At 70.8% G+C, this 22,167-nt stretch carries 22 protein-coding genes; 14 read left to right on the top strand and 8 right to left on the bottom strand.

Annotated elements, in window-relative coordinates; genetic code table 11:
- Positions 1 to 55: 55 nt before the first annotated feature.
- The 5 genes from ACIHCM_RS23730 (at position 56) to ACIHCM_RS23710 (ending at position 5,381) form a co-directional block, all read left to right on the top strand.
- Positions 56 to 1,336 (top strand): extracellular solute-binding protein, encoded by a 1,281-nt coding sequence (locus ACIHCM_RS23730; protein ID WP_399899102.1) that lies wholly within the window; start codon positions 56 to 58, stop codon positions 1,334 to 1,336.
- Positions 1,337 to 1,423: 87 nt separating this feature from the next.
- Positions 1,424 to 2,398 carry a carbohydrate ABC transporter permease gene (locus ACIHCM_RS23725; RefSeq protein ID WP_399899099.1) on the top strand — a complete coding sequence of 325 codons (975 nt, stop codon included), beginning with the start codon at positions 1,424 to 1,426 and terminating at the stop codon, positions 2,396 to 2,398.
- Positions 2,395 to 3,225 carry a carbohydrate ABC transporter permease gene (locus tag ACIHCM_RS23720; RefSeq protein WP_393105465.1) on the top strand — a complete coding sequence of 277 codons (831 nt, stop codon included), beginning with the start codon at positions 2,395 to 2,397 and terminating at the stop codon, positions 3,223 to 3,225. Before ACIHCM_RS23725 ends, ACIHCM_RS23720 begins: the two co-directional genes overlap by 4 nt.
- Positions 3,226 to 3,233: 8 nt before the next feature.
- Complete coding sequence (locus ACIHCM_RS23715) at positions 3,234 to 4,727, top strand: glycoside hydrolase family 3 protein (protein WP_399899096.1); 1,494 nt, start codon at positions 3,234 to 3,236, stop codon at positions 4,725 to 4,727.
- Positions 4,728 to 4,829: 102 nt separating this feature from the next.
- Positions 4,830 to 5,381, top strand: a complete 552-nt coding sequence (locus tag ACIHCM_RS23710) for a DoxX family protein (RefSeq protein ID WP_399899093.1) — start codon at positions 4,830 to 4,832, stop codon at positions 5,379 to 5,381.
- A 285-nt stretch (positions 5,382 to 5,666) separates the two neighbouring features.
- Here ACIHCM_RS23710 and nagB read toward each other — a convergent pair whose 3' ends face one another.
- Positions 5,667 to 6,452, bottom strand: coding sequence for a glucosamine-6-phosphate deaminase (gene nagB / locus ACIHCM_RS23705; protein WP_399899090.1), 786 nt, complete (start codon positions 6,450 to 6,452; stop codon positions 5,667 to 5,669).
- Positions 6,453 to 6,683: 231 nt separating this feature from the next.
- Between nagB and ACIHCM_RS23700 the strand changes: the two genes are divergently transcribed.
- A complete protein-coding gene (locus ACIHCM_RS23700) occupies positions 6,684 to 7,772 on the top strand; it encodes an SIS domain-containing protein (RefSeq protein ID WP_399899087.1) in 1,089 nt (362 codons plus the stop codon).
- Between the two features lie 505 nt (positions 7,773 to 8,277).
- Positions 8,278 to 9,744, top strand: coding sequence for a PAS domain-containing sensor histidine kinase (locus tag ACIHCM_RS23695; protein ID WP_399899423.1), 1,467 nt, complete (start codon positions 8,278 to 8,280; stop codon positions 9,742 to 9,744).
- Positions 9,745 to 9,955: 211 nt separating this feature from the next.
- Here the strand turns inward: ACIHCM_RS23695 and ACIHCM_RS23690 are convergent, their stop codons facing one another.
- Complete coding sequence (locus ACIHCM_RS23690) at positions 9,956 to 10,213, bottom strand: WhiB family transcriptional regulator (RefSeq protein WP_016639615.1); 258 nt, start codon at positions 10,211 to 10,213, stop codon at positions 9,956 to 9,958.
- 319 nt (positions 10,214 to 10,532) lie between these two features.
- Positions 10,533 to 11,501, bottom strand: a complete 969-nt coding sequence (locus tag ACIHCM_RS23685; protein WP_399899084.1) for a diacylglycerol/lipid kinase family protein — start codon at positions 11,499 to 11,501, stop codon at positions 10,533 to 10,535.
- A gap of 157 nt (positions 11,502 to 11,658) precedes the next feature.
- Here ACIHCM_RS23685 and ACIHCM_RS23680 point away from each other — a divergent pair, with 157 nt between their 5' ends.
- Positions 11,659 to 12,111 carry a hypothetical protein gene (locus ACIHCM_RS23680; protein ID WP_399899081.1) on the top strand — a complete coding sequence of 151 codons (453 nt, stop codon included), beginning with the start codon at positions 11,659 to 11,661 and terminating at the stop codon, positions 12,109 to 12,111.
- A 51-nt stretch (positions 12,112 to 12,162) separates the two neighbouring features.
- On the opposite strand, the gene ACIHCM_RS23675 is transcribed toward ACIHCM_RS23680, so the two are convergent.
- From ACIHCM_RS23675 to ACIHCM_RS23665, 3 genes are all read right to left on the bottom strand, one after another.
- Positions 12,163 to 13,386, bottom strand: a complete 1,224-nt coding sequence (locus tag ACIHCM_RS23675; protein WP_399899079.1) for an RNA polymerase sigma factor SigF — start codon at positions 13,384 to 13,386, stop codon at positions 12,163 to 12,165.
- Positions 13,387 to 13,403: 17 nt separating this feature from the next.
- Positions 13,404 to 13,817, bottom strand: a complete 414-nt coding sequence (locus ACIHCM_RS23670) for an anti-sigma regulatory factor (protein WP_004925829.1) — start codon at positions 13,815 to 13,817, stop codon at positions 13,404 to 13,406.
- Between the two features lie 259 nt (positions 13,818 to 14,076).
- The gene (locus ACIHCM_RS23665) at positions 14,077 to 14,337 is read right to left on the bottom strand and encodes a UBP-type zinc finger domain-containing protein (RefSeq protein WP_393105713.1); all 261 of its coding nucleotides are present in this window, start codon (positions 14,335 to 14,337) and stop codon (positions 14,077 to 14,079) included.
- A 60-nt stretch (positions 14,338 to 14,397) separates the two neighbouring features.
- Between ACIHCM_RS23665 and ACIHCM_RS23660 the strand changes: the two genes are divergently transcribed.
- Positions 14,398 to 16,011 carry a Na+/H+ antiporter gene (locus ACIHCM_RS23660; RefSeq protein WP_399899074.1) on the top strand — a complete coding sequence of 538 codons (1,614 nt, stop codon included), beginning with the start codon at positions 14,398 to 14,400 and terminating at the stop codon, positions 16,009 to 16,011.
- Positions 16,012 to 16,021: 10 nt separating this feature from the next.
- On the opposite strand, the gene ACIHCM_RS23655 is transcribed toward ACIHCM_RS23660, so the two are convergent.
- On the bottom strand, positions 16,022 to 16,924 hold the full coding sequence (locus ACIHCM_RS23655; protein ID WP_399899071.1) for a 1-aminocyclopropane-1-carboxylate deaminase/D-cysteine desulfhydrase: 903 nt from the start codon (positions 16,922 to 16,924) through the stop codon (positions 16,022 to 16,024).
- Between the two features lie 21 nt (positions 16,925 to 16,945).
- Positions 16,946 to 17,536, bottom strand: coding sequence for an N-acetylmuramoyl-L-alanine amidase (locus ACIHCM_RS23650; protein ID WP_399899068.1), 591 nt, complete (start codon positions 17,534 to 17,536; stop codon positions 16,946 to 16,948).
- Positions 17,537 to 17,812: 276 nt separating this feature from the next.
- Here ACIHCM_RS23650 and ACIHCM_RS23645 point away from each other — a divergent pair, with 276 nt between their 5' ends.
- The 5 genes from ACIHCM_RS23645 (at position 17,813) to ACIHCM_RS23625 (ending at position 22,158) form a co-directional block, all read left to right on the top strand.
- Positions 17,813 to 19,219, top strand: a complete 1,407-nt coding sequence (locus ACIHCM_RS23645; protein WP_399899065.1) for a family 2B encapsulin nanocompartment shell protein — start codon at positions 17,813 to 17,815, stop codon at positions 19,217 to 19,219.
- A 118-nt stretch (positions 19,220 to 19,337) separates the two neighbouring features.
- A complete protein-coding gene (locus ACIHCM_RS23640; protein ID WP_399899062.1) occupies positions 19,338 to 20,483 on the top strand; it encodes a family 2 encapsulin nanocompartment cargo protein polyprenyl transferase in 1,146 nt (381 codons plus the stop codon).
- Between the two features lie 305 nt (positions 20,484 to 20,788).
- On the top strand, positions 20,789 to 21,373 hold the full coding sequence (locus ACIHCM_RS23635; RefSeq protein ID WP_399899059.1) for a dihydrofolate reductase family protein: 585 nt from the start codon (positions 20,789 to 20,791) through the stop codon (positions 21,371 to 21,373).
- A gap of 27 nt (positions 21,374 to 21,400) precedes the next feature.
- Positions 21,401 to 21,643, top strand: a complete 243-nt coding sequence (locus ACIHCM_RS23630; RefSeq protein ID WP_399899056.1) for a hypothetical protein — start codon at positions 21,401 to 21,403, stop codon at positions 21,641 to 21,643.
- A 98-nt stretch (positions 21,644 to 21,741) separates the two neighbouring features.
- Positions 21,742 to 22,158: a YciI family protein gene (locus ACIHCM_RS23625; RefSeq protein WP_399899054.1), complete on the top strand. Its 417-nt coding sequence runs from the start codon at positions 21,742 to 21,744 to the stop codon at positions 22,156 to 22,158.
- The last annotated feature ends 9 nt before the right edge of the window (positions 22,159 to 22,167 follow it).

The raw sequence follows: 22,167 nt of genomic DNA, 5'->3' as shown, positions 1-22,167 counted from the left end.
TACGTCAGTCACCGCGGGGACGAGGGGGGTTTGTGGCATCCCTGAGGAGGGTGGCGTGAAGCGCAAGCTGATATCCGCGATCGGTGTCGCGGCGATGATGGTCTCCATTGCGGCGTGCGGGGGCGACAAGGGCGACGAGGGCGAGGGCAAGGCCGGGGCGGACGGCTACGCGGGCCAGACGCTCACGGTGTGGGTGATGGACGGTTCCTCGCCGGACCAGTGGCAGAAGGACGTCGCCGCCGCCTTCGAGGCGAAGACCAAGGCCAAGGTCAAGTTCGAGATCCAGCAGTGGAACGGCATCCAGCAGAAGCTGACCACCGCCCTGTCCGAGGAGAACCCGCCGGACGTCTTCGAGATCGGCAACACCCAGACGCCGGCCTACGCCAAGACCGGCGGACTCGCCGACCTGGCCGACCTGAAGTCCGAGATCGGCGGCGAGTGGACCGAGTCGCTCAACAACTCCTCGGTGTTCGAGGGCAAGCAGTACGCGGCGCCCTGGTACTTCGCCAACCGCGTCGTCCTCTACAACAAGAAGATCTGGGCCGACGCCGGCATCAAGGACACGCCCAAGACCCGCGACGAGTTCTACGACGCGCTGAAGACGATCGGCGACAAGACCGACGCCGAGCCGATCTACCTGCCCGGCCAGAACTGGTACCACTTCGTCGGCCTGGTGGTCGGCGAGGGCGGCGAGCTGGTCAAGAAGGACGGCGACAAGTACGTCTCCAACCTCGACGACCCGAAGGTCGCCGCCGCCGCGGAGACCTACAAGAAGTTCCAGGCCCTCTCCAAGGCGCCCAAGGACAAGGACGAGGCCACCCCGCAGCAGGGTGAGGTCTTCGGCAAGGGCAACGTGGGCGCGTTCATCGGCATGGGCTGGGAAGCCGGCATCGCGATCGAGGCCAACCCGAAGATCGAGAAGGAGATCGGCTACTTCACGATCCCGGGTGCCACGGCCGACAAGCCCGAGGGCGTCTTCCTCGGCGGTTCCAACCTGGCGGTCGCCGCGGGCAGCAAGAAGCAGGAGCTGGCCAAGGAGTTCCTGAAGATCGCCCTGAGCGACAAGCACGAGGGCCAGCTGGCCAAGCTCAACGGCGTCATCCCCAACAAGGAGTCGCTGCAGACCAACCTCAAGGGCAACGCCGCCGCGGAGGCCGCCGCGCCCGCCGCCGCGGGCGGTGGCACCACGCCGCTGATCCCGGAGTGGGCCGCGGTCGAGAACGCGCCCAACCCGATCAAGACCTACCTGACCGCCGTGCTGAACGGCAAGACGCCGGCCGAGGCCGCCAAGCAGGTCGAGGACGAGTTCAACAAGCGCCTGGCGCAGCAGCAGTAACGAGTGCTCCAGCCGGGGCGGAGGCAGGCCGAAGCGGCAGGCCCCGCCCCGGCGATCGTACGCAGGTCGAGAAGAGAGATCGCGAGCATGACCGTGCAGACCGAACGGCCGCCCTCCGGTCCGGTGCAGATCCGCAAGCCGGACGGCGGGTCACCTCCCGGGCCCACGCGGCGTGGCGGCGCCCTCGCCCCGTATCTGCTGCTGCTGCCGGCCTGCGCGGCCACCGTGCTGCTGCTCGGCTGGCCGCTGCTGAAGGACGTCCTGCTGTCCTTCCAGAACCTCAACATGGCGCAGCTGATCCAGCACGTCACCGAGTGGAACGGCATCGACAACTACAAGGAGACCCTCACCGGAGGGGACTTCTGGCGGGTCACCCTGCGATCGATCCTGTTCACGGCGGTGAACGTCGCCCTGATCATGCTCTTCGGCGCCCTGGTCGGACTGCTGCTCGCCCGCCTCGGCAAGCGGATGCGCGTCACGCTGATGATCGGGCTGGTGCTGGCCTGGGCGATGCCGGTGGTCGCCGCGACCACCGTCTACCAGTGGCTGTTCGCCCAGCGCTTCGGCGTCGTCAACTGGGTGCTCGACAAGCTGGGCTGGCACTCCATGGCCGACTACAGCTGGACCAGCAGCCAGATGTCGACGTTCTTCGTCGTCACCGTGCTGATCGTCTGGATGTCGATCCCCTTCGTCGCGCTCAACCTCTACGCGGCGACCACCACCATCCCGGACGAGCTGTACGAGGCCGCGGCCCTCGACGGGGCCGGCGGCTGGCGGATCTTCACCACCGTCACGTTCCCGTTCCTGCGCCCGTTCCTGTACGCGACCACGTTCCTGGAGATCATCTGGGTCTTCAAGGCGTTCGTGCAGGTCTACGCCTTCAACGGCGGCGGTCCCGACCGGATGACGGAGATCCTGCCCGTCTACGCCTACATCGAGGGCGTGGGCAACCAGCACTACGGAATGGGTGCGGCGATCGCCGTCCTGACCATCCTGATCCTGCTCGCCCTGACCGCGTACTACCTGCGGATCGTGCTCAAGCAAGAGGAGGACGAGCTGTGAAGCGCTCGCTCTTCGGCCGCCTGTGGCCCAACGTCACGGCCGTCGTCCTGTTCGTCGGCTTCGTCTTCCCCGTGTACTGGATGTTCGCCACGGCGTTCAAGCCGACCGGCGACATCATCTCGGAGAGCCCGGTGTGGTTCCCGACCGACATCACCTTCGAGCACTTCAAGACCGCGACCGACGCCGACAACTTCTGGACGTTCGTCACCAACTCGCTGGTCGTCACCGTGCTCGCGGTCGTCTTCTCGCTGCTCATCGCGCTCGCCGGGGCCTTCGCCCTGGCCCGGATGCGGTTCAAGGGCCGGCGCGGCTTCATCGTCGGCTTCATGATGGCGCAGATGGCGCCGTGGGAAGTCATGGTCATCGCGATCTACATGATCGTGCGTGACGCGTCGATGCTGAACAGCCTGGTTCCGCTGACGCTCTTCTACACGATGATGATCCTGCCCTTCACCATCCTGACGCTGCGCGGCTTCGTCGCCGCGGTGCCGCGGGAGCTGGAGGAGTCGGCGATGGTCGACGGCTGCACGCGCGGCCAGGCCTTCCGCAAGGTCATCTTCCCGCTGCTCGCGCCCGGCCTGATGGCCACCTCGATGTTCGGCTTCATCACCGCGTGGAACGAGCTCCCCCTCGTGCTGGTCGTCAACAAGGAGGCCGGGGCGCAGACACTGCCGCTGTGGCTCACCAGCTTCCAGACCGTCTTCGGCAACGACTGGGGCGCGACGATGGCGGCCTCCTCGCTGTTCGCGATCCCGATTCTGATCCTCTTCGTCTTCCTGCAGCGCAAGGCGGTCAGTGGTCTGACCGCAGGCGCCGTGAAGGGATAACGTCCTCGATGACCACCTTCGCCAGCGACACCGACACACTGACGCGTGACGCGCTGACGGTCCTCCAGCCCGGTTTCACCGGCACGGCCGCCCCCGACTGGCTGCTGCGCCGGCTCGGCGAGGGCCTCGCCTCCGTCGGCCTGTTCGGCCGCAACATCGCCACCCCCGAGCAACTGACCGCCCTGACCGCCCAGTTGCGCGCGGAACGGGACGACGTCCTGGTCGCCATCGACGAGGAGGGCGGTGACGTCACGCGCCTGGAGGTGCGGACCGGATCCTCTTTCCCCGGCAACCACGCGCTCGGCGCGGTCGACGACGTGGAGCTCACCAGGGAGGTGGCCGCCGAACTGGGCCGCCGCCTCGCCGCCTGCGGGGTCAACTTCAACTGGGCCCCGTCGGCGGACGTGAACTCCAACCCCGGCAACCCCGTCATCGGCGTCCGGTCCTTCGGCGCGGACCCGGCGCTGGTCGCCCGGCACACCGCGGCGTACGTCACCGGACTCCAGTCGGCGGGCGTGGCGGCCTGCACCAAGCACTTCCCCGGCCACGGTGACACCAACGTCGACTCCCACCACGCCGTCCCCCGCATCGACGCGGACCCGGCCGTGCTCGGCGACCGCGAACTGGCCCCGTTCCGCGCCGCGATCGCCGCGGGCTCGCGGGCGGTGATGAGCGCCCACATCCTCGTCCCCGCACTGGACCCGGACCGTCCGGCGACACTGTCGGGCAAGGTGCTCACGGACCTGCTGCGCGGCGACCTCGGCTACGACGGCCTGATCGTCACCGACGGCATGGAGATGCAGGCCATCTCCGCCACCTACGGCATCGAACGCGGCAGCGTCCTGGCCGTGGCGGCGGGCGCCGACGCCATCTGTGTGGGCGGCGGCCTGGCCGACGACGAGACGGTACGGCGTCTGCGGGACGCCCTGGTGGCGGCGGTGCGCGCCGGGGAACTCGCCGAGGAGCGGCTGGCGGACGCGGCGGAACGGGTGCGCAGGCTGGCGGCCTGGTCGGCGTCTGCGTCGGGTACGCGGTCCGCGGGGTGGGCCGGGGCGGACGGCGAGGTGGGCCTGCATGCGGCCCGGCGCGCGCTGAGGGTCACCGCCACGGAGGCCTTCACGCCGCTCACCGCGCCTCCCTACGTAGCCGCCCTCACCCCCGTCGCCAACATCGCCGTGGGCGACGAGACCCCGTGGGGCGTCACGGCCGAGCTGGCCGCCCTGCTGCCGGGCACGGAAGCGGGCACGTTCGCGGGACGGGTCGCGGGCGGCGCCGCCCTCGCGGCGGCGGGGGAGCGCCGCATCGTGGCGGTGGTCCGCGACGAGCACCGGCACCCGTGGATGGCCGCGGCCCTCGACACGCTCCTGCGTGCCCGCCCGGACACGATCGTGGTCGAGATGGGCGTTCCCCAGGCGGCCCCCCGGGGTGCCCTGCACATCGCGACCCACGGCGCGGCCCGGGTGTGCGGGCAGGCGGCCGCGGAGGTCATCGCCGGGGTGTGACCGAGGCGAGCGGCGCTCCTCCTTTGGACGTCACCTTCCCGGCAGGGGAGGATCGGAAAGGGGGAGATTCGCACCAGGGCCGTGCCCGGAGGTGACGCCGCGATGACACACACCACACAACCCCCACGCCACTCGGCCGGCGCCTTCGGCACCAGACCGGCACCGTGGGCGCTGAGCGCCTCCGACGTGGCGATCCTTCTGCTGCGGCTGGCGGTGGGCCTGATCCTGGCGGGGCACGGTGCGCAGAAGCTGTTCGGCTGGTTCGGCGGGTCGGGGCTCGACGCCACGGCGAAGGGCTTCGCCCAGCAGGGGTACGAGCCGGGCACCTTCTTCGCCGCCCTCACGGGTGTCTCCGAACTCCTCGGCGGTCTGGGGCTGGCGGTCGGGCTGCTCACCCCGCTGGCCGCCGCGGCCGCGGTCGGAGTGATGTTCAACGCCATGACCGTGGCGCCCCAGTTCAGCCTGTGGCCCGCCGGGCCGCCGGCGTTCGCCTACCCCATGCTCATCGCTGTCGCCGCGCTCACCATCGCCGCCGTGGGCCCCGGCCGCCTCGCCCTCGACGTCCTCTTCCCCTGGCGGGACGGCGGCTGGGTCCCGTTCGGCATCGCGCTGGGCCTGGGTGTGCTGGCGGGAGCGCTGGTCCTCGCGCTGTGAGCCGGCCGGACCGGCCCGGGCAGGCCAGGGCCGGCCCGGCAACTCCCGTCCGCCGCCCCTCCGGGCGACGAGGCGAATTCCCGGACAGGCCCTGGAACGACATGGGCCACCGGACGGCCGGCGCGGACACGCTCGACGAGCAGCCGCCTGCCGTGAACGGTCAGCCGGGCATCACGGTGGGACACGAAGACCTCCGTGCGGTGAAGACTCGACACCTCCACCACACCGGAGGTCTTCGCCATGATCAAGCCCCGCCGGCATTGACAACGCTCGTGATCAATACACCTAGATCCCCTGCCACTGCGGCTTGTTGGCGTACGTGTGCCGGAAGTAGTCCGCCAGCTTCAGCTTGGACGCGGCGGCCTCGTCGACCACCACCGTGGCATGCGGATGCAACTGCAACGCCGACGCCGGGCACACGGCCGCGACCGGTCCCTCCACCGTCGCCGCGACCGCGTCCGCCTTGCCCTCACCCGTCGCCAGCAGCACCAGGTGCCGCGCCTCCAGGATCGTCCCGATGCCCTGCGTGATGACGTGGTGCGGCACCTGCTCGATGTCACCGTCGAAGAACCGCGCGTTGTCGACACGCGTCTGCTCGGTCAGCGTCTTGATCCGGGTCCGCGAGGCGAGCGAGGAGCAGGGCTCGTTGAAGCCGATGTGCCCGTCGGTCCCGATCCCCAGCAACTGCAGATCCACGCCACCGGCCCCGGTCAGCGCCGCGTCGTACGCCGCGCACGCGCCGGTGATGTCGTCGGCCGTGCCGTCCGGGCCCATGAACGCGTCCATCCCGATCCCGAGCGGCTCCAGCACTTCGCGCCGCAGCACCGACCGGTACGACTCCGGATGGTCGGCCGGCAGTCCGACGTACTCGTCGAGCTGCGCTATCCGGGCCCGTGAGGTGTCCACCGCGCCGGACCGCACCCTGGCCGCCAGCGCCTGGTAGACGGGCAGCGGCGTCGAGCCGGTGGCCACGCCGAGCAGGGCGCCGGGCTTACGCCTGAGCAGCTGTGCCATGGCCTCGGCGATCAGCTCGCCGCCCGCCTCGGCGTCGGGAACGATGACAACTTCCACGCTGGGCCTGCCGATCTGGAGAGGGGACTCGAGGGGCACCCGGAAGGGGCCATGTGGTTTAGACCAATCTAACAGAGAGGGCAGGCCCTTCCCAGGTGAAGACAGGCCCCCGGAAGCGCCCTTCGGGGAGGCGCGCGCCGCTGTGGAGGAGTGCAATGGTGCCGAGCGACACGCACGCCAGCGTTCAGCACCGCAGCCGACGCAGCCGACGCCGACGCAGAGGAACCCCACATGCCCGCCACGCCTCCCTACCCTCACGACCCCCACGCCCCCCACAGCGAGGTCCCCGGCCGGATCATGGCGCGTGAGATGCGGGAGCAGCCCGCGGTGCTGCGCCGGATCCTGGACAAGGGCGCCCCCGCCATCCGCCGGGTGGCCGAGGACATCGCCGCCCGCGCCCCCCGCTTCGTCCTGCTGGCCGCCCGCGGCACCTCCGACAACGCCGCCCTCTACGCCAAGTACCTCCTGGAAGTCCGCCTCGGCCTTCCCTGCGGCCTCACCTCCATGTCCACCGTCACGGCCTACGGCGCCCGTCCCGACCTCACCGACGTCCTCGTCGTCACCGTCAGCCAGTCCGGCGGCTCCCCGGACCTGGTCGCCTCCACGCGGGCCGCCCGCGAGGCCGGCGCGATCACCCTCGCCGTGACCAACAACCCGGACTCCGCGCTGGCCGGCGTGGCCGAGTACCACATCGACATCCTGGCGGGACCGGAGAAGGCGCTCCCCGCGACCAAGACCTACACGGCCTCTCTCCTCGCTCTCTATCTGTTCGTCGAGGGCCTGCGCGGCGGCGACGGCGCCCCGGCCCAGGTGCTGCCCGGCCTCGCCGGGGACCTGCTCGCCCGGCACGACGAGGTCCGCGCCCTGGCGGCCCGCTACCGCTTCGCCGAGCGCATGGTGATCACCTCCCGCGGCTTCGGCTACCCCACGGCCAAGGAAGCCGCCCTGAAGCTGATGGAGACCAGCTACATCCCGGCCCTGTCCTACTCAGGCGCCGACCTGCTGCACGGCCCGCTCGCCATGGTCGACAACGTCTCGCCGGTCATCGCGGTCGTCACCGACGGCAAGGGCGGGGAGGCGCTGCGGCCCGTCCTCGACCGGCTGCGCGGGCGGGGCGCCGACCTGGTCGTCATCGGGCCCGCGAGCGAGGTCGGGCGGGCCAGTGCCGGCTTCGTGCTGCCCACGGAGAACGTCGCCGAGGAGGTCCAGCCCGTCCTGGAGATCATCCCCCTCCAGATCCTGGCGTACGAGGTCACGATCGCCCGCGGCCAGGACCCGGACGCTCCCAGGGCGCTGGCCAAGGTGACGGAGACGCGCTGAGTGCACGCCACCGCCCTCGCCCGCCACACCGGCGCACCGGTCGAGGGCGGGTCCCCGCGGGCGCGCGACGGCGCGAGACGTGCGCAACCGGAGGCTGCCGGGGAAATTGCCATGGCCATCCGGCCCCGTAGGTGAGCCGGGCGGGTTAGGCTGCGAAGCGCCAACAACACACAGCCTCCAACAACAAACCGCCTTCGATACATGGACACACGTAGTGGTCTAGTCCAGAATGCGGAGAGGCGACGTAGAAACGAATAAAGAGCCTCCGTCTTCCCCGCACAGGAAGGCGGACCGAGGAACCGGTGCTCTCTGCCCTGACTGCCCCGGCTCCTCATCCTTCGGCCGTCCGGGACCGCACACCCCGTGGCCGATGCTGCTCCGGGCTGCGGTGCCGGGAGGGTTGAGGGTCCCTCCCAGGCGCCGCGGCCCGCGGGTGTTCTCAGCCCCGCACAGGCACTTTTAGGACCTGGACAAACCGCCGGGTACGCTCGCAGACGTGCCCTCCATGAACGAACTGGTCCGCCAGCACACCGCCCTCGACGACTCCGACCTCGAGTGGCTCCATCTGCTGGTCTCGGAGTGGCAGCTGCTGTCCGACCTCTCCTTCGCCGACCTGGTCCTGTGGGTACCCACGCGCGACGGCACGCGCTATGTCTCCGTGGCCCAGATGCGGCCCAACACCGGCCCCACCTCCTACCAGGACGACATGGTCGGGCACCTCGTCCCGCGCGGCCGCCGCCCCCTGCTGGACGCGGCGCTCGACGAGGGCCGGATCGTGCGTGAGGGCGACCCGGAGTGGCGCGAGGAGGTCCCGGTCCGCGTCGAGTCCATTCCGGTACGGCGGGACGGCCGCGTCCTCGGTGTCATCGCCCGCAACACCAACCTCCTGACCGTGCGCACCCCGAGCCGTCTGGAGCTGACGTACCTCCAGAGCGCCTCGGACCTGGCGCAGATGATCGCGGCCGGCGCCTTCCCGTTCGCGAACCAGCAAGTGGACATGGACGCCTCGCCCCGCGTCGGCGACGGCCTGATCCGGCTCGACGCGGACGGCATCGTCCAGTACGCCTCCCCGAACGCGCTCTCCGCCTACCACCGCATGGGCCTCGCCGCCGACCTCCTCGGCCACCACCTCGGCCGTACGACCGCCGAACTCGCCCCCAGCCGGGGTCCGGTGGACGAGGCGCTGGCCAAGGTGGCCAGCGGCTGGGCGCCCCGCGAGTTCGAGATCGAGGCCCATGACGGGGTCATCCAGTTCCGGGCCATCCCGCTCAAGCCCAAGGGCACCCGCATCGGTTCCCTCGTCCTGCTCCGGGACGTCACCGAACTGCGCCGCCGTGAGCGGGAGTTGATCACCAAGGACGCCACCATCCGGGAGATCCACCACCGGGTGAAGAACAACCTCCAGACGGTGGCCGCCCTGCTGCGCCTGCAGGCCCGGCGCATCGAGTCCGAGCGCGGTCGCGCGGCCCTGGAGGAGGCGGTCCGCCGGGTCGGCTCGATCGCGATCGTGCACGAGACGCTGTCCCAGAACCTGGACGAGCGTGTGGAGTTCGACGAGATCGCCGACCGGGTGCTGGCGATGGTCGCCGAGATCTCACCCGGCAAGGTCACCGGCCGGCGCACCGGCCGCTTCGGCATCCTGGACGCCGAGGTCGCCACCCCGCTGTCGATGGTGCTCACCGAGGTGTTGCAGAACGCGCTGGAGCACGGCTTCCGCGAGGGCGACACCGGCACGGTGGAGGTGTCGGCGGTGCGCGGCGGTACGACGAAGGAGACCCGTCTGCTGGTCACCGTGCAGGACGACGGAGTCGGTCTGCCCGAGGGCTTCGACCCGCACACCTCGGGCAACCTCGGCCTGCAGATCGTACGGACGCTGGTGGAAGGCGAGTTGGGCGGCGCGTTCGACATGGTCCCGGGGCCGGAGCGGGGCACCCAGGTCATCCTGGACATCCCGGTACGCGCGCAGAAGTGACCGGCCGCCGCGGGTGAACCGGCGGGACGGCCGGGCCGGTTCACCCGGTGCCGGTCCACCCGGCACAGCAAAAAGCCCCGGACCTGAAGGTCCGGGGCCAGTCGCTCGCTGCGTAAGCGCATCGGGGGTACTGCGCGCTGCGGCTCGGGAGCGGGAGATGCGTACTCGCTGTACGCGCCGCCAAGCTCAGGCTGTCAGCGGGGTGGGTATGTCAGGCGGAGGCCTGACGAGCCCGGTTGCGGGCGGCGCGGCGCTTCATCGCGCGGCGCTCGTCCTCGCTGAGACCACCCCAGACGCCGGAGTCCTGGCCGGACTCGAGCGCCCACTGCAGACACTGCTCCATCACAGGGCAGCGACGGCAGACGGCCTTGGCTTCCTCGATCTGCAGCAGCGCAGGACCGGTGTTGCCGATGGGGAAGAAGAGCTCGGGGTCTTCCTCGCGGCAAACGGCGTTGTGACGCCAGTCCATGGCTGCTACCTCTCCTTGGTATTACGTGAAGATTGCTTGTGAATGTGAACGCTTTCACGAATCCCTCAACAAGTGAAGGGCCGACCACCGAGTCTTCCTCGGCGTGGTCCTTGGTTGGAGAGGGGTTCCGGTGATCTGTGGAGGCCGGTGTTGCGGGCCGTCCCGATCGCCACGTAGAGACTCGCAAACCTCGGCGGCGGATACAACCCCTTCCGGAAAGTTTTTTTTGATTCCTCGGTGTCGACTAGGTCACAGCCGTACTTCCATGGGGTGGATCCTGGCCTAAACGTTCGAGTGAAAGGACTTTAGCCCCTTCTGCTCACACAATCACACGCAGTGCACGGCGTACGCCTGTGAACGTCACGCTGGTACGCAGCCCCAGGTGGTCACCGTCCATCTGAAGGGGGAGCGGCGCCTTCGAATGCAAGGTGAACTCACTCAGATCGTGCAGGGACAGGGCGTGCTTGCCATGGGGTCCGCGCTCGGGGGACGAAGTGAGCAACTGGGTGCCATACCGGGCAACCGAGGCCGTGGACATCCGGCTGAGGCCGAACACATCCAGCCCGGTGTCGAACGAGGCTTTGGGTGAGGCGTACATCGGGCGGTTCCCGAGGAACGTCCAGGGGGCCGTGTTCGACGCTATGCACAGGAGCAGCTCCGTCACCGCGTCCTCGCCCGGCCGCTCCATCGTGATCGTGCCCTGCCGGCGGCTCGGCTCGCCCAGCAACTGGCGCAGCACCTGGCGGACGTAGAGCGCGTGCGTCGACTTCCTGCCACGCTCGCGCTGCTGCTCGACCCGGCCGACCACGCCGGCGTCGAAGCCGAGTCCGGCGTTGAAGGTGAACCAGCGGGACGGCACCGCCTCGTCCTCGGTACCCGGCGTGCCCGAGGTCAGTCCGAGTCCGACGGTGCGCTCGCTGCCCTCGCGCAGCGCGTCCAGCAGGGCGCCGGTCGCCTCGACTGCGTCGTTGGGCAGACCCAGGGCGCGCGCGAAGACGTTGGTGGAACCGCCGGGCACCACGGCGAGGCCGGGGACATGGCCCGGGGCGGGGCCGTTGTGCAGCAGGCCGTTGACGACCTCGTTGACCGTGCCGTCACCGCCGAGCGCGACCACGAGGTCGATGTCGTCGCTCTCCGCCGCCTGCCGGCCCAGGTCGCGCGCGTGCCCGCGGTACTCGGTGGTGACCGCCTCCAGCTTCATCTCGCTCGCCAGCGCATGAATGAGGACATCGCGCGTACGTGCGCTTGTGGTGGTTGCCGCCGGATTGACCACGAGAAGTGCACGCATGCCTCGCAGGGTACCTACTGGGTGGTACCGGGCACAGGCCGGGCCGGGGATCCGGCGGAGATCACGGCGTGAGCCCCGACACGGCTGACCGGACCCGTGCCCGGGGCGTGCCCCGGGGCCCTCCGGGTGCCGCAGGGGCGGGGGCTACGCTTCAGGGGTGAGCGCTGACCAGAACCCCACCCCCGCTTCCGAGGCCGCAGCAGAGGCCGGCCGCCGTCCCGTCCGGCTGACCGTCACGGCGGCGCTGGTCGCGCTGGAGGGGCTCGCGCTGGTGGTCGGCGGCGTGTGGATCTCCGTCCTCGGACTGACCGGGCACCCCGACGACCGGCAGCAGGCCGTGACCGGGGGCGTCACGCTGATCGTGCTCGCCCTGCTGCCGTTGCTCGCCGCGCGCGGACTGCTCGGACAGCGCGGCTGGAGCCGTGGCCCGGCGGTCATCACGCAGATCATCTCGCTGCCGGTGGCCTACAGCCTGCTCCAGGCCGACAGCATGGCCATCCCTGGCGGTATCGCGCTGGCGGCGGTCGCCGTGGCGTCCCTGGTCCTGCTCCTCAACCCGGAGACGACCCAGGCCCTCGGGATCCGGGGCCCCGGCAACGCCGGGAAGTGACCGGGGCGGGCAGGCCCCGCGGCACCGCGCAGGCGAGGGGCCGCGCCGCGCCTACTCCTCCACCAGCAGCTTCTCCCGCAGCTGGGCCAGGGTGCGGGCCAGCAGACGGGAGACGTGCATCTGGGAGATGCCGACCTCCTGCGCGATCTGCGACTGGGTCATGTTGCCGAAGAAGCGCAGCAGCAGGATCCGCTTCTCGCGGGGCGGGAGATCCTCCAGGAGCGGCTTGAGCGACTCGCGGTACTCCACGCCCTCCAGCGCCTCGTCCTCCGCGCCGAGGGTGTCGGCGACGGCCGGGGACTCGTCGTCGGTGTCGGGGACGTCCAGCGACAGCGTGGAGTACGCGTTGGCGGACTCCAGGCCCTCCAGGACCTCCTCCTCCGAGATCGCCAGCTTCTCGGCGAGCTCGTGGACCGTGGGGGAGCGGCCGTGCAGCTGCGAGAGCTCCGCGGTCGCCGTCGTGAGCGACAGACGCAGCTCCTGGAGCCGGCGCGGCACGCGCACCGCCCACCCCTTGTCGCGGAAATGCCGCTTGATCTCCCCGACGACCGTGGGGGTCGCGTAGGTCGAGAACTCGACGCCGCGGTCCGGGTCGAAACGGTCGACCGACTTGATCAGGCCGATGGTGGCGACCTGAGTGAGGTCGTCCAGCGGCTCACCGCGGTTGCGGAAGCGGCGCGCGAGGTGCTCGACGAGCGGCAGGTGCATCCGGACCAGCTGGTTGCGCAACTCCGCGTACTCGGGGCTGCCCTCCTTCAGTCCGCGCAGCTCCACGAACAGGGCGCGCGCACCGCTGCGATCCTGCGGGTCGTGGTGCGTGGGCTGTGCGTTGCGCGTGGCCGCCGGCTCGGGCGTGGCATGCGCGTCGTGCTGCACGTCGGGCACGTTGTGCACGTCCTGCTCCGCGTATCGCTCGTGCTCGCTCATCGTCCCGCCCGTCGCCCTTCCCCGAGCCCTCGTCTCCGCCCCCACTCGCGACTTCGCCCGAGCGGGAGGACCCCCATGGGCAGGGGACACTCCGATCCGCGGTCCCGCCGGAGCGCTCCGCGCGGTGTCCTCCTGGTCCCGCTGCCCGTCGTCCAGCAGGCCGGTCTCCGTGGTGTCGGAGTCGTCCTGCGGATGCGGCCGGGCCTGCTCGGGGATGCCGTCGATGCCGTCGGACATGCGACGGGCACCGACCGGACCGTCCCCCGCGCTCTCGGCTCCGCTCGAGCCGGGGACACCTCCGGGCACCCCCGTCGGCAGCTCCCGTGTGCCGCGCTCTTCGTCCCGCACCGGCCCGTCCCCGTTCCTCACGCCGGCCCGGGTCCCGCGCCGCGCTGTTTGTAGAGGCTGATCGAAACGGTTTTGTCCTCGTCCACGGCGGAGGAGACCTTGCCTGCCAGGGCGGACAGCACGGTCCAGGCGAAGGTGTCCCGCGAAGGGGCATGACCGTCGGTCGTGGGCGCCGAGACGGTCACCTCCAGCGAGTCGTCGACGAGCCGGAAGACACAGCTCAGCACCGAGCCGGGCACGGCCTGCTGGAGCAGGATCGCGCAGGCCTCGTCCACCGCGATGCGCAGGTCCTCGATCTCGTCGAGGGTGAAGTCCAAACGGGCTGCGAGGCCGGCCGTGGCCGTCCGCAGCACCGACAGGTAGGCACCCGCGGCCGGCAGCCGGACTTCCACGAAGTCCTGGGTCGCGGGCTCGCCTGCGATCTGGGACACCCTCACCTCCAAGGTGGTACAAGCTCTACGGGGCCGAGGGTCGCCCCTCGGGGTAACGCGAAGTGTGTTCAGCGGTGACGCTACCGCGCTCGGAACCTACCTGTCCCAGGGACCCCAACCCCTTGCTGTCACTCATAGTAAACACATGAATACGCACAGTGGCTAGAGGGTGGGCGCCCCCAATTGGGAAGAGCGCGCGCCGGGTTGACGTACCCAGACGTCGGACGCCCGAACCGTCGCGTTCGAGGTCACGAACAGGTCACGCCAGGACGTGGTCCACGAAGCACCATCGCCAATTCTCCCCCGGTTCGAACGTCCGCATCACCGGATGACCGGACTCCTTGAAATGCTCTGTCGCGTGCCGGCCCTCGGAGGAGTCGCAGCAGCCGACGTGGCCGCAGGTCAGGCACAGCCGCAGTTGCACCGGATGAGAGCCGTCCGCCAGGCACTCGGGGCAGGTGTCGGTCAGGGCCTCGGGTTCCGGGTGCGGCAGCTCGTCGGCGTGCGTGCACTGTTTCATGATTGCCAGGTTACGACGGGCGCGCGGAAGGCCGCGCGGAAGCAAGGGTGGGCGAGAACCATGGACGTGATGCCACTGCTGTTGCTGGTGGCGGGCAGCGCCGCGATCGCCGCGGCCGGCCGGCGCACCCCGGTGCCGGCGCCGCTGCTGCTGGTCGCGGCCGGACTCGTGCTGTCGTACGTCCCCGGAGTCCCGGACTACCACCTCGACCCGCATGTCGTGCTGCCGCTGATCCTGCCGCCGCTGCTGCACACCGCGGCCACCGACAGTTCCTACCTCGACCTGCGCGCGCAACTGCGGCCGGTCGCGCTGCTGTCGGTCGGCTACGTGCTCTTCGCGACCTTCGTCGTGGGCTGGGCCGCCTATGTGATCGTCCCGGGTCTGCCGCTGACCGCCGCGCTGGTGCTGGGCGCGGTGGTGGCGCCGCCGGACGCGGTCGCGGCCACGGCGATCGCCCGCCGGGTCGGGCTGCCGTCCCGGATCACCACGATCCTGCAGGGCGAGTCCCTGGTGAACGACGCCACCGCGATCACCGCCTACCGCGTGGCCCTCGCGGCCGCCGTCGGCGAAGGCGCGACCTGGGCCGGCGGCATCGGGGAGTTCCTGATCGCGGCGATCGGCGGCATCGTGGTCGGCCTCGTCCTCATGGTGCCGATCCACTGGCTGCGCACCCACCTCAAGGAGCCCCTCCTCCAGAACACCCTCTCCCTGCTGATCCCGTTCGTCGCGTACGCCGCCGCCGAGGCGGTGCACGCCTCCGGCGTCCTCGCGGTCGTGGTGGTCGCCCTCTATCTCGGCCATCGCGCGTGGGAGGTCGATTTCGCCACCCGCCTCCAGGAGACCGCGGTCTGGAAAATGGTCGCCTTCGTCCTGGAGTCGGTGGTGTTCGCGCTCATCGGACTCCAGTTGCCGGTGGTGCTCGAGGGGCTGGACGAGTACGAGGGGCTGGAGGCCGCCTGGTACGCGGTCGCGGTCTTCCTGGTCGTCGTCGTGACCCGGTTCGTGTGGGTGTACCCGTCGGTCTGCCTGCCCCGCATGCTGTCGGTGCGGATCCGGGAGCGGGAGATGAGCGCCCCGGGGGGCACGGGCTCCGTCTGGAAGGGTGCCTTCATCATCTCCTGGGCCGGGATGCGGGGCGTGGTCTCGCTGGCCATCGCCTTCTCGATCCCGCAGGTCGTGGAGGGTGGCGAGCCCTTCCCGGGCCGCAACCTGATCCTCTTTCTGACCTTCACGACGGTCATCGGCACCCTCGTCGTCCAGGGCCTCAGCCTGCCGCCGCTGATCCGGCTGCTCAAACTGCCCGGCCGGGACGTCCAGGCCGAGACGCTCGCCGAGGCCAATGCCCAGGCGCAGGCCTCCCGGGCCGCCGAGCGGCGTCTGGAGGAGCTCCTGGCGGACGAGCGCAACGCCCTGCCCGAACCGCTCGCCGCCCGGCTTCGGGCGGTCCTGGAGCGTCGCCGCAACGCCGTCTGGGAGCGCCTCGGCCAGTCCAACCCCATCACCGGTGAGACCGCCGACGACACCTATCGGCGTCTGGCCAGGGAGATGATCAGCGCCGAGCGAGAGGTGTTCGTCAGGCTGCGCGACGGTCGCTTCATCGACGACGAGATGCTGCGGACGCTGCTGCGCCGGCTGGACCTGGAGGAGGCCGCGGCGTACCGGGAGACGGAGTAGCGGCGCCTGGTCAGGGAAAGGGGCGGCCGGTGATCACGGCCGCCACCGTGCTCCCGCGCGGGAAGGCGCCCTCCTCGGTGAGGGCGACAAGTCCGTACAGCATTTTGGCGACATACAGACGCTCGACGGGCAGTCCGTGCCGCTCCTCGAAGTCCGCGGCGAAGGCGTCCAGTTCCGGGCCGGTACGCGCGTAGCCGCCGAAGTGGAAGCGGTCGTCGAGGTGCCAGTCGCCGCGCGGCCCGCCGAAGGCCGCCTCCTGCAAGGAACGTATGCCGGTGCCCAGGAAGCCGCCCTTGAGCACCGGTATGCCGATCGCCCGGCCGCCAGGGCCCAGTCCCGCGGCCAGTCCCGCCAGGGTGCCGCCCGTGCCGCAGGCGATCGCCACGACGTCCGCCTGCCCGCGCAGTTCCTCGCCGAGCGCCACGCAGCCCCGTACGGCCGTCGCGTTGCTGCCGCCTTCGGGGACCACCCAGGCGTCCTCGGCGCCCACCGCGCGCAACAGGGCGGCGAGAGTGCCGGGGTCGGTCTTGCGGCGATATGTCGATCTGTCGATGAAGTGCAGCCGCATGCCGTCGGCCGCGCACCGGGCCAGCGAAGGGTTGAGGGGCCGGTCGGCGAGTTCCTGACCGCGGACCACGCCGACGGTGGCAAGACCGAGGAGGCGGCCCGCGGCGGCGGTGGCGCGCAGATGGTTGGAGTACGCGCCGCCGAAGGTGAGGACCGGGCGGCCGTGCGCCGCGGTCAGGTTGGGGGCGAGCTTGCGCCATTTGTTGCCGACGAGGTCGGGGTGGATCAGGTCGTCACGCTTCAGCAGCAGCCGTACGCCGTGCCGCGCGAAGCGGTCGTCGTGCACCTCCCGCGCCGGGGAGGGGAGCCGCGGCTGCAAGGTGGCGAGGGCGTCGGGGCTGGTCACCCGGCCATTGTCGCCCGTGGCCTACTTCAGCCTCTCCGCGATGCGCGCCCGCATCGCGGACATCGTGAACCCGCGCGGGTCCACCTTTCCCGGCTGCCACTCCAGGTGGCCGATGACCGACCGGTGCGTCCAGCCGTGCGCGCGGCAGACCGCGGCCGCGGCCCGCTCGATGGCCTCCAGCTGCACCTCGGGCCAGGGGTCCTTGCCGTCGCCGAGGTTCTCGCACTCGAAGCCGTAGAAGTGACGGTTGCCGTCGGTGTTCGCCTCGTTGTCCGGCGGCAGCGCCTTCTCCGCGATCACCGCGCGCAGCACGTCGTCGTCGCCGAGGCCCGCGTGGTTGGCGCGGCCGTAGCCGACGAGGTGGACCCTGCCGTCCTTCGTGATCACGCCGTGGCACAGCGGGCCGGGCAGGCCCTCGTATCCCTTGCGGCAGAGTTCGACGGTCGCGGCGCTGCCCCGGGTCACGGTGTGGTGGATCATCACGCCGTGCACGGGGGCCCACGGGCCCTTGTGGTTGCGGTTGTGCTCTCTCCAGTTGCCCACCTCGACGACGGTGAGCCCCTCGTCCCGCAGGCAGTCGAGGAATCGGTTCGCGGACAGCGGTGAGGCCATGAGCGCCTCCTTCATGGCGCGACGGCCGCCCGGCGCGGCCGCCTCGTACATGCTGCTTGTACCGAACCGGGAAGAAACGGAACCTCTCGTTCGTACAGCGAGCGAGCGGTTTCGGCCAGTGGGGCGGTGATGAAACCCCGTGTTCCCACGGGGAGTTGATCCATTCCCGCTCTTTCGGGTAATAGCACGATCACGGTCCGTGCTGGAAGGCTTCTCCGCGGAGATCGGTGCCCGGAGCAACGCGTTGCCAGGGCAGGACCGGGAGGGCAATTCCTTATGTCGGTAGGCGAAGAGGTCCGCACGGAGCAGACCAGGCCGCAGCAGAGCCTCGGCACGGCGGCCGCGCGGAACCTGGCCACCACGACCAAGTCCGTACCCCAGATGCAGGAGATCAGCTCGCGCTGGCTGCTGCGCATGCTGCCGTGGGTGGATGTACAGGGCGGCACGTACCGCGTGAACCGGCGGCTCAGTTACGCCGTGGGAGACGGACGCATCACCTTCGTGAAGACCGGCGACCGTGTCGAGGTGATCCCCGCGGAGCTGGGCGAACTCCCGGCGCTGCGGTCCTACGAGGACGAGGAGGTACTGACCGAGCTCGCCCGGCGCTGCGAGCAGCGCGAGATCGCCGCGGGCGAGGTGATCGCCGACTTCGGCAACCAGACCGACGAGGTGTACCTGCTGGCGCACGGCCGCGTGGAGAAGATCGGCACCGGCCCGTACGGCGACGACGAGAGCCTCGGCGTCCTCGCCGACGGGGCCTACCTGGGCGAGCAGGCGCTGCTCGACCCGGACGCCATCTGGGAGTTCACGGCCCGCGCCATCACCCCCTGCACGGTCCTCGTGCTCTCCCGGCAGGACGTCGAGCAGCTCGCCGAGCGGTCGGACTCGCTGCGTGAGCACCTGGAGGAGCAGCGCGCGATTCCGGAGCAGCGCACCAACAAGTACGGCGAGAAGGAGATCGACCTCGCGGCCGGTCACGAGGGCGAGCCGGACATCCCGCACACCTTCGTGGACTACGAGTCGCGGCCCCGCGAGTACGAACTGAGCATCGCCCAGACCGTGCTGCGCATCCACTCGCGCGTGGCCGACCTGTACAACCAGCCGATGAACCAGACCGAGCAGCAACTCCGGCTCACTGTGGAGGCGCTGAAGGAGCGCCAGGAACACGAGCTGGTCAACAACCGTGAGTTCGGGCTGCTCACCAACTGCGAGTACGACCAGCGGATCCAGCCGCACGACGGTGTGCCGGGTCCGGACGACATGGACGAGCTGCTCAGCCGCCGGCGCGGGACCAAGATGTTCCTCGCCCACCCGCGCGCGATCGCCGCGTTCGGCCGTGAGCTCAACAAGCGGGGCCTGGTGCCGGAGACGATCGATGTCGGCGGCAACCGCATCCCGACCTGGCGCGGTGTCCCGATCTACCCGTGCAACAAGATCCCGGTCACCGAGGCCCGGACCACCTCGATCATCGCGATGCGTCTCGGCGAGGCGGACCAGGGTGTGATCGGTCTGCGGCAGTCCGGCATCCCGGACGAGCTGGAGCCCAGTCTGTCGGTGCGGTTCATGGGCATCAACGAACAGGCCATCATCAAGTACCTCGTGACGGCCTACTACTCGGCGGCGGTCCTGGTGCCGGACGCGCTCGGCGTGCTGGAGAACGTCGAGATCGGCCGCTGGCGGTGACCTGCCCGGTCCGTGTGGGGTGTCCCCGCCCGGCAGGGCGGGGGCACCGCGGGGTATGCGCCGGGCCGGAGTGTGGGCGCCGCGGTCCGCGGACTGCCGGAGAGGAGACCGCGATCTCATGACCGAGTCCGTGACCGAGCCGGCGGCCCAGCCTCAGGCCCCGGCCGTGCGGCGCCCGGCCGGGGTGCCCGAAAGGGGGAGTCCCGTCACGAACCGTACGGACAGCGGGCCGGGGCCGCTCGACGGCCCCGAGGCGGCAGTGATCCTGGAGCGTGCGCGGGCGTCGGTGGACCCCGAGCTGCGCTCGGCGATCGACGCGCTGCCCAGGGGCATGCGCCGGGTCGCGCGTTACCACTTCGGGTGGGAGCACGCCGACGGCACACCGGCGGCCGGCAACGCGGGCAAGGCGATCCGGCCGGCGCTCGTCCTCGTGGCGGCAGCCGCACTCGGCGGTCCCCGGGCGCAGGCGAGCGCCGTGCGGGCGGCCGCGGCGGTGGAGCTGGTGCACAACTTCACGCTGCTGCACGACGATGTGATGGACCGGGACACCACGCGCCGGCACCGGCCCACCGCCTGGACGGTGTTCGGCGACAACGACGCGATCCTCGCCGGGGACGCTCTCCAGGCGCTCGCTCTGCGGCTGCTCGCCGAGGACCCGCACCCGTCGTCCGCGGCGGCCGCGTCCCGGCTCGCGTCCTGTGTCATCGAGCTGTGCGAGGGCCAGCAGGTCGACACGGCCATGGAGCGGCGCGGCCCTTCGGACGTCACCCTCGACGAGGTGCTCGCCATGGCCGAGGCCAAGACCGGGGCGCTGCTGGGGTGCGCGTGCGCCATCGGCGGGCTGTACGCCGGGGCGGACGCGGCCGATGTCGAGGCGCTGGACGCGTTCGGCCGGGAGGCCGGGCTCGCCTTCCAGCTCATCGACGACGTCATCGGCATATGGGGCGACCCGAGCCACACCGGCAAGCCTGCCGGGGCGGATCTGGCGGCGCGCAAGAAGTCCCTGCCCGTGGTCGCCGCGCTGTCCTCCGGGACACCGGCCGCGGTGGAACTCGCCGCGTTGTACGAAGCGCCGTACGCGGGCGGTGACCTGGAGCCCACGGTGCTGGCGGTGGAGCGGGCGGGTGGACGGGACTGGGCGCAGGTCGAGGCGTCCGAGCGGATGGCGCGCGCGATGCAGGAGCTGTCCCGGGCGATTCCCGACCCGGAGTCGGCGGGCGGGCTGCTGGCCCTCGCCGAGTTCGTCACCCGGCGCAGTGTCTGAGCGCCGGAGCCGGGCGAGGAAACCCGGGCCGGGGGCCTGTGGTTCCTGAGCCGCGTGTCCCCGGCCGGTTCCGGCCCGGACGGGCCCCGCACATCCCCACGGTGTGCGGGGCCCGTCCGCGTTCCGCCGTACTGCCGTCCGCTGCCCGGGGCCTTCAGCGATGTGGAATCTCCTCTCCCAGTTCTGCCTCGCCCGCAATCTCCCTTGCAGCCACTACAGTCGAAGTACTAGAACTGGAGTGGTTACACGAACGGCCGGCAGCGACAGCTACGAGCCGGCAGCGACAGCGACGAAAAGAGACCGGCTTGCGAAAGCTCACCTACTTCATCGCCTGCTCCATCGACGGCTTCATAGGGGACCCGGACGGCGACGCGGCGGCGATGTACCCCTTCGTGGACGAGGAGTTCCTCGAGTTCCTCGCGGCGGAGTACCCCGAGACCCTGCCCACCCAGGGCCGCCGCCCGCTCGGTCTCGACGACCTGCCGAACAAGCGGTTCGACACCGTCATCCAGGGCCGCGCCAGCTACGAGCTGGCGCTGAAGGAGGGCGTCACCAGCCCGTACGCCCATATGCGCCAGTACGTGGCCTCGCGCACCCTCGAGAAGTCGCCCGACCCCGCGGTCGAGATCATCGCCGACGACCTGACCGGCAAGGTCCGCGAGCTGAAGGCCGAGGACGGCGAGTTCGGGATCTACCTCTGCGGCGGGTCCCAGGTCGCTGGGGAGCTGATCGACGAGATGGACGAGCTCGTCGTCAAGACGTACCCGGTCGTGCTGGGCAGCGGCATGCCGATGTTCGGCGCCGGCCACGCGGTCGGCGAGTTCACGCTGGAGTCGGTGCGCGCCTTCGGCAACGGCGCCGTGGTGCGGACGTACAGCAGGAAGCGCTGAGCCGCCGTCCGCCCTACGCTTGGGGGCATGGACAGCGCACAGCATGTCTGTCCCGACTGCGGACAGTCCGTCGATACGGTCGTCCGGCGCCACAAGACGCTGGGCGCGTGGGTCCCGGTGTGGGTGGCCGGGCCTTGCCACAACCCCAAGTGCGGGGCGAGTGCCGCGGAAGGCGCCGCTTCCGGGCAGGAGCGGCCGGAGGCCCCCGCGGCCACGACGCCCGCCCCCACGGAACACAGCGAAACCGAGACCGTGCCGAAGAAGTCCTGAGAAAATTTCTCCGACCGCATGTCGAGAAACCCCGGCCGGCTCCGACGTCCCCTGCGAGAGCCGCCCACGCCGGGCGGCCCGTGGCGAAGGAGACGACGATGAAGTACCTGGTCATGGTGCTCGGCACGCAGGCGGACTACGAGGCGATGCAGGGCAGCCCGTCCGAGGGCTCCCCGGCCTGGAACGAGCAGGACCTGCAGGCCATGTACGCCTACATGAGCGCGCTCAACGACGATCTGGCCGAGAGCGGCGAACTCGTGGACGGGCAGGGCCTTGCCGAGCCCGCCCGGACCCGGCAGGTGGGCCTGGACGCGGACGGCAAGACCGTGATCACCGACGGCCCGTACGGCGAGACCAAGGAGCTGATGGCCGGCTACTGGGTGCTGGACTGCGCCGGCCTGGAGCGGGTCACGGAGATCGCCGAGCGCGTGGCCCGCTGCCCGCAGCCCGCGGGCGCCCCGGAGTACCCGGTGGTCATCCGGCCGATCATGGACGGCGCCGGCGACCTCGGCTGAGCGGCACCG

Source organism: Streptomyces sp. NPDC052023 (assembly GCF_044548465.1).
Lineage (GTDB): Bacteria > Actinomycetota > Actinomycetes > Streptomycetales > Streptomycetaceae > Streptomyces.
The sequence above is the reverse complement of the archived record's forward strand: the minus strand, read 5'-3'. Positions and strand labels throughout refer to the sequence as shown.

Bases quoted from the DNA above. Each gene is read 5' to 3' on its own strand.
- ACIHCM_RS23725 (WP_399899099.1), top strand. From the start codon at position 1,424: ATGACCGTGCAGACCGAACGGCCGCCCTCCGGTCCGGTGCAGATCCGC.
- ACIHCM_RS23715 (WP_399899096.1), top strand. From the start codon at position 3,234: ATGACCACCTTCGCCAGCGACACCGACACACTGACGCGTGACGCGCTG.
- ACIHCM_RS23710 (WP_399899093.1), top strand. From the start codon at position 4,830: ATGACACACACCACACAACCCCCACGCCACTCGGCCGGCGCCTTCGGC.
- ACIHCM_RS23700 (WP_399899087.1), top strand. From the start codon at position 6,684: ATGCCCGCCACGCCTCCCTACCCTCACGACCCCCACGCCCCCCACAGC.
- ACIHCM_RS23695 (WP_399899423.1), top strand. From the start codon at position 8,278: ATGAACGAACTGGTCCGCCAGCACACCGCCCTCGACGACTCCGACCTC.
- ACIHCM_RS23690 (WP_016639615.1), bottom strand. From the start codon at position 10,213: ATGGACTGGCGTCACAACGCCGTTTGCCGCGAGGAAGACCCCGAGCTC.
- ACIHCM_RS23685 (WP_399899084.1), bottom strand. From the start codon at position 11,501: ATGCGTGCACTTCTCGTGGTCAATCCGGCGGCAACCACCACAAGCGCA.
- ACIHCM_RS23665 (WP_393105713.1), bottom strand. From the start codon at position 14,337: ATGAAACAGTGCACGCACGCCGACGAGCTGCCGCACCCGGAACCCGAG.
- ACIHCM_RS23660 (WP_399899074.1), top strand. From the start codon at position 14,398: ATGGACGTGATGCCACTGCTGTTGCTGGTGGCGGGCAGCGCCGCGATC.
- ACIHCM_RS23650 (WP_399899068.1), bottom strand. From the start codon at position 17,536: ATGGCCTCACCGCTGTCCGCGAACCGATTCCTCGACTGCCTGCGGGAC.
- ACIHCM_RS23645 (WP_399899065.1), top strand. From the start codon at position 17,813: ATGTCGGTAGGCGAAGAGGTCCGCACGGAGCAGACCAGGCCGCAGCAG.
- ACIHCM_RS23640 (WP_399899062.1), top strand. From the start codon at position 19,338: ATGACCGAGTCCGTGACCGAGCCGGCGGCCCAGCCTCAGGCCCCGGCC.
- ACIHCM_RS23630 (WP_399899056.1), top strand. From the start codon at position 21,401: ATGGACAGCGCACAGCATGTCTGTCCCGACTGCGGACAGTCCGTCGAT.
- ACIHCM_RS23625 (WP_399899054.1), top strand. From the start codon at position 21,742: ATGAAGTACCTGGTCATGGTGCTCGGCACGCAGGCGGACTACGAGGCG.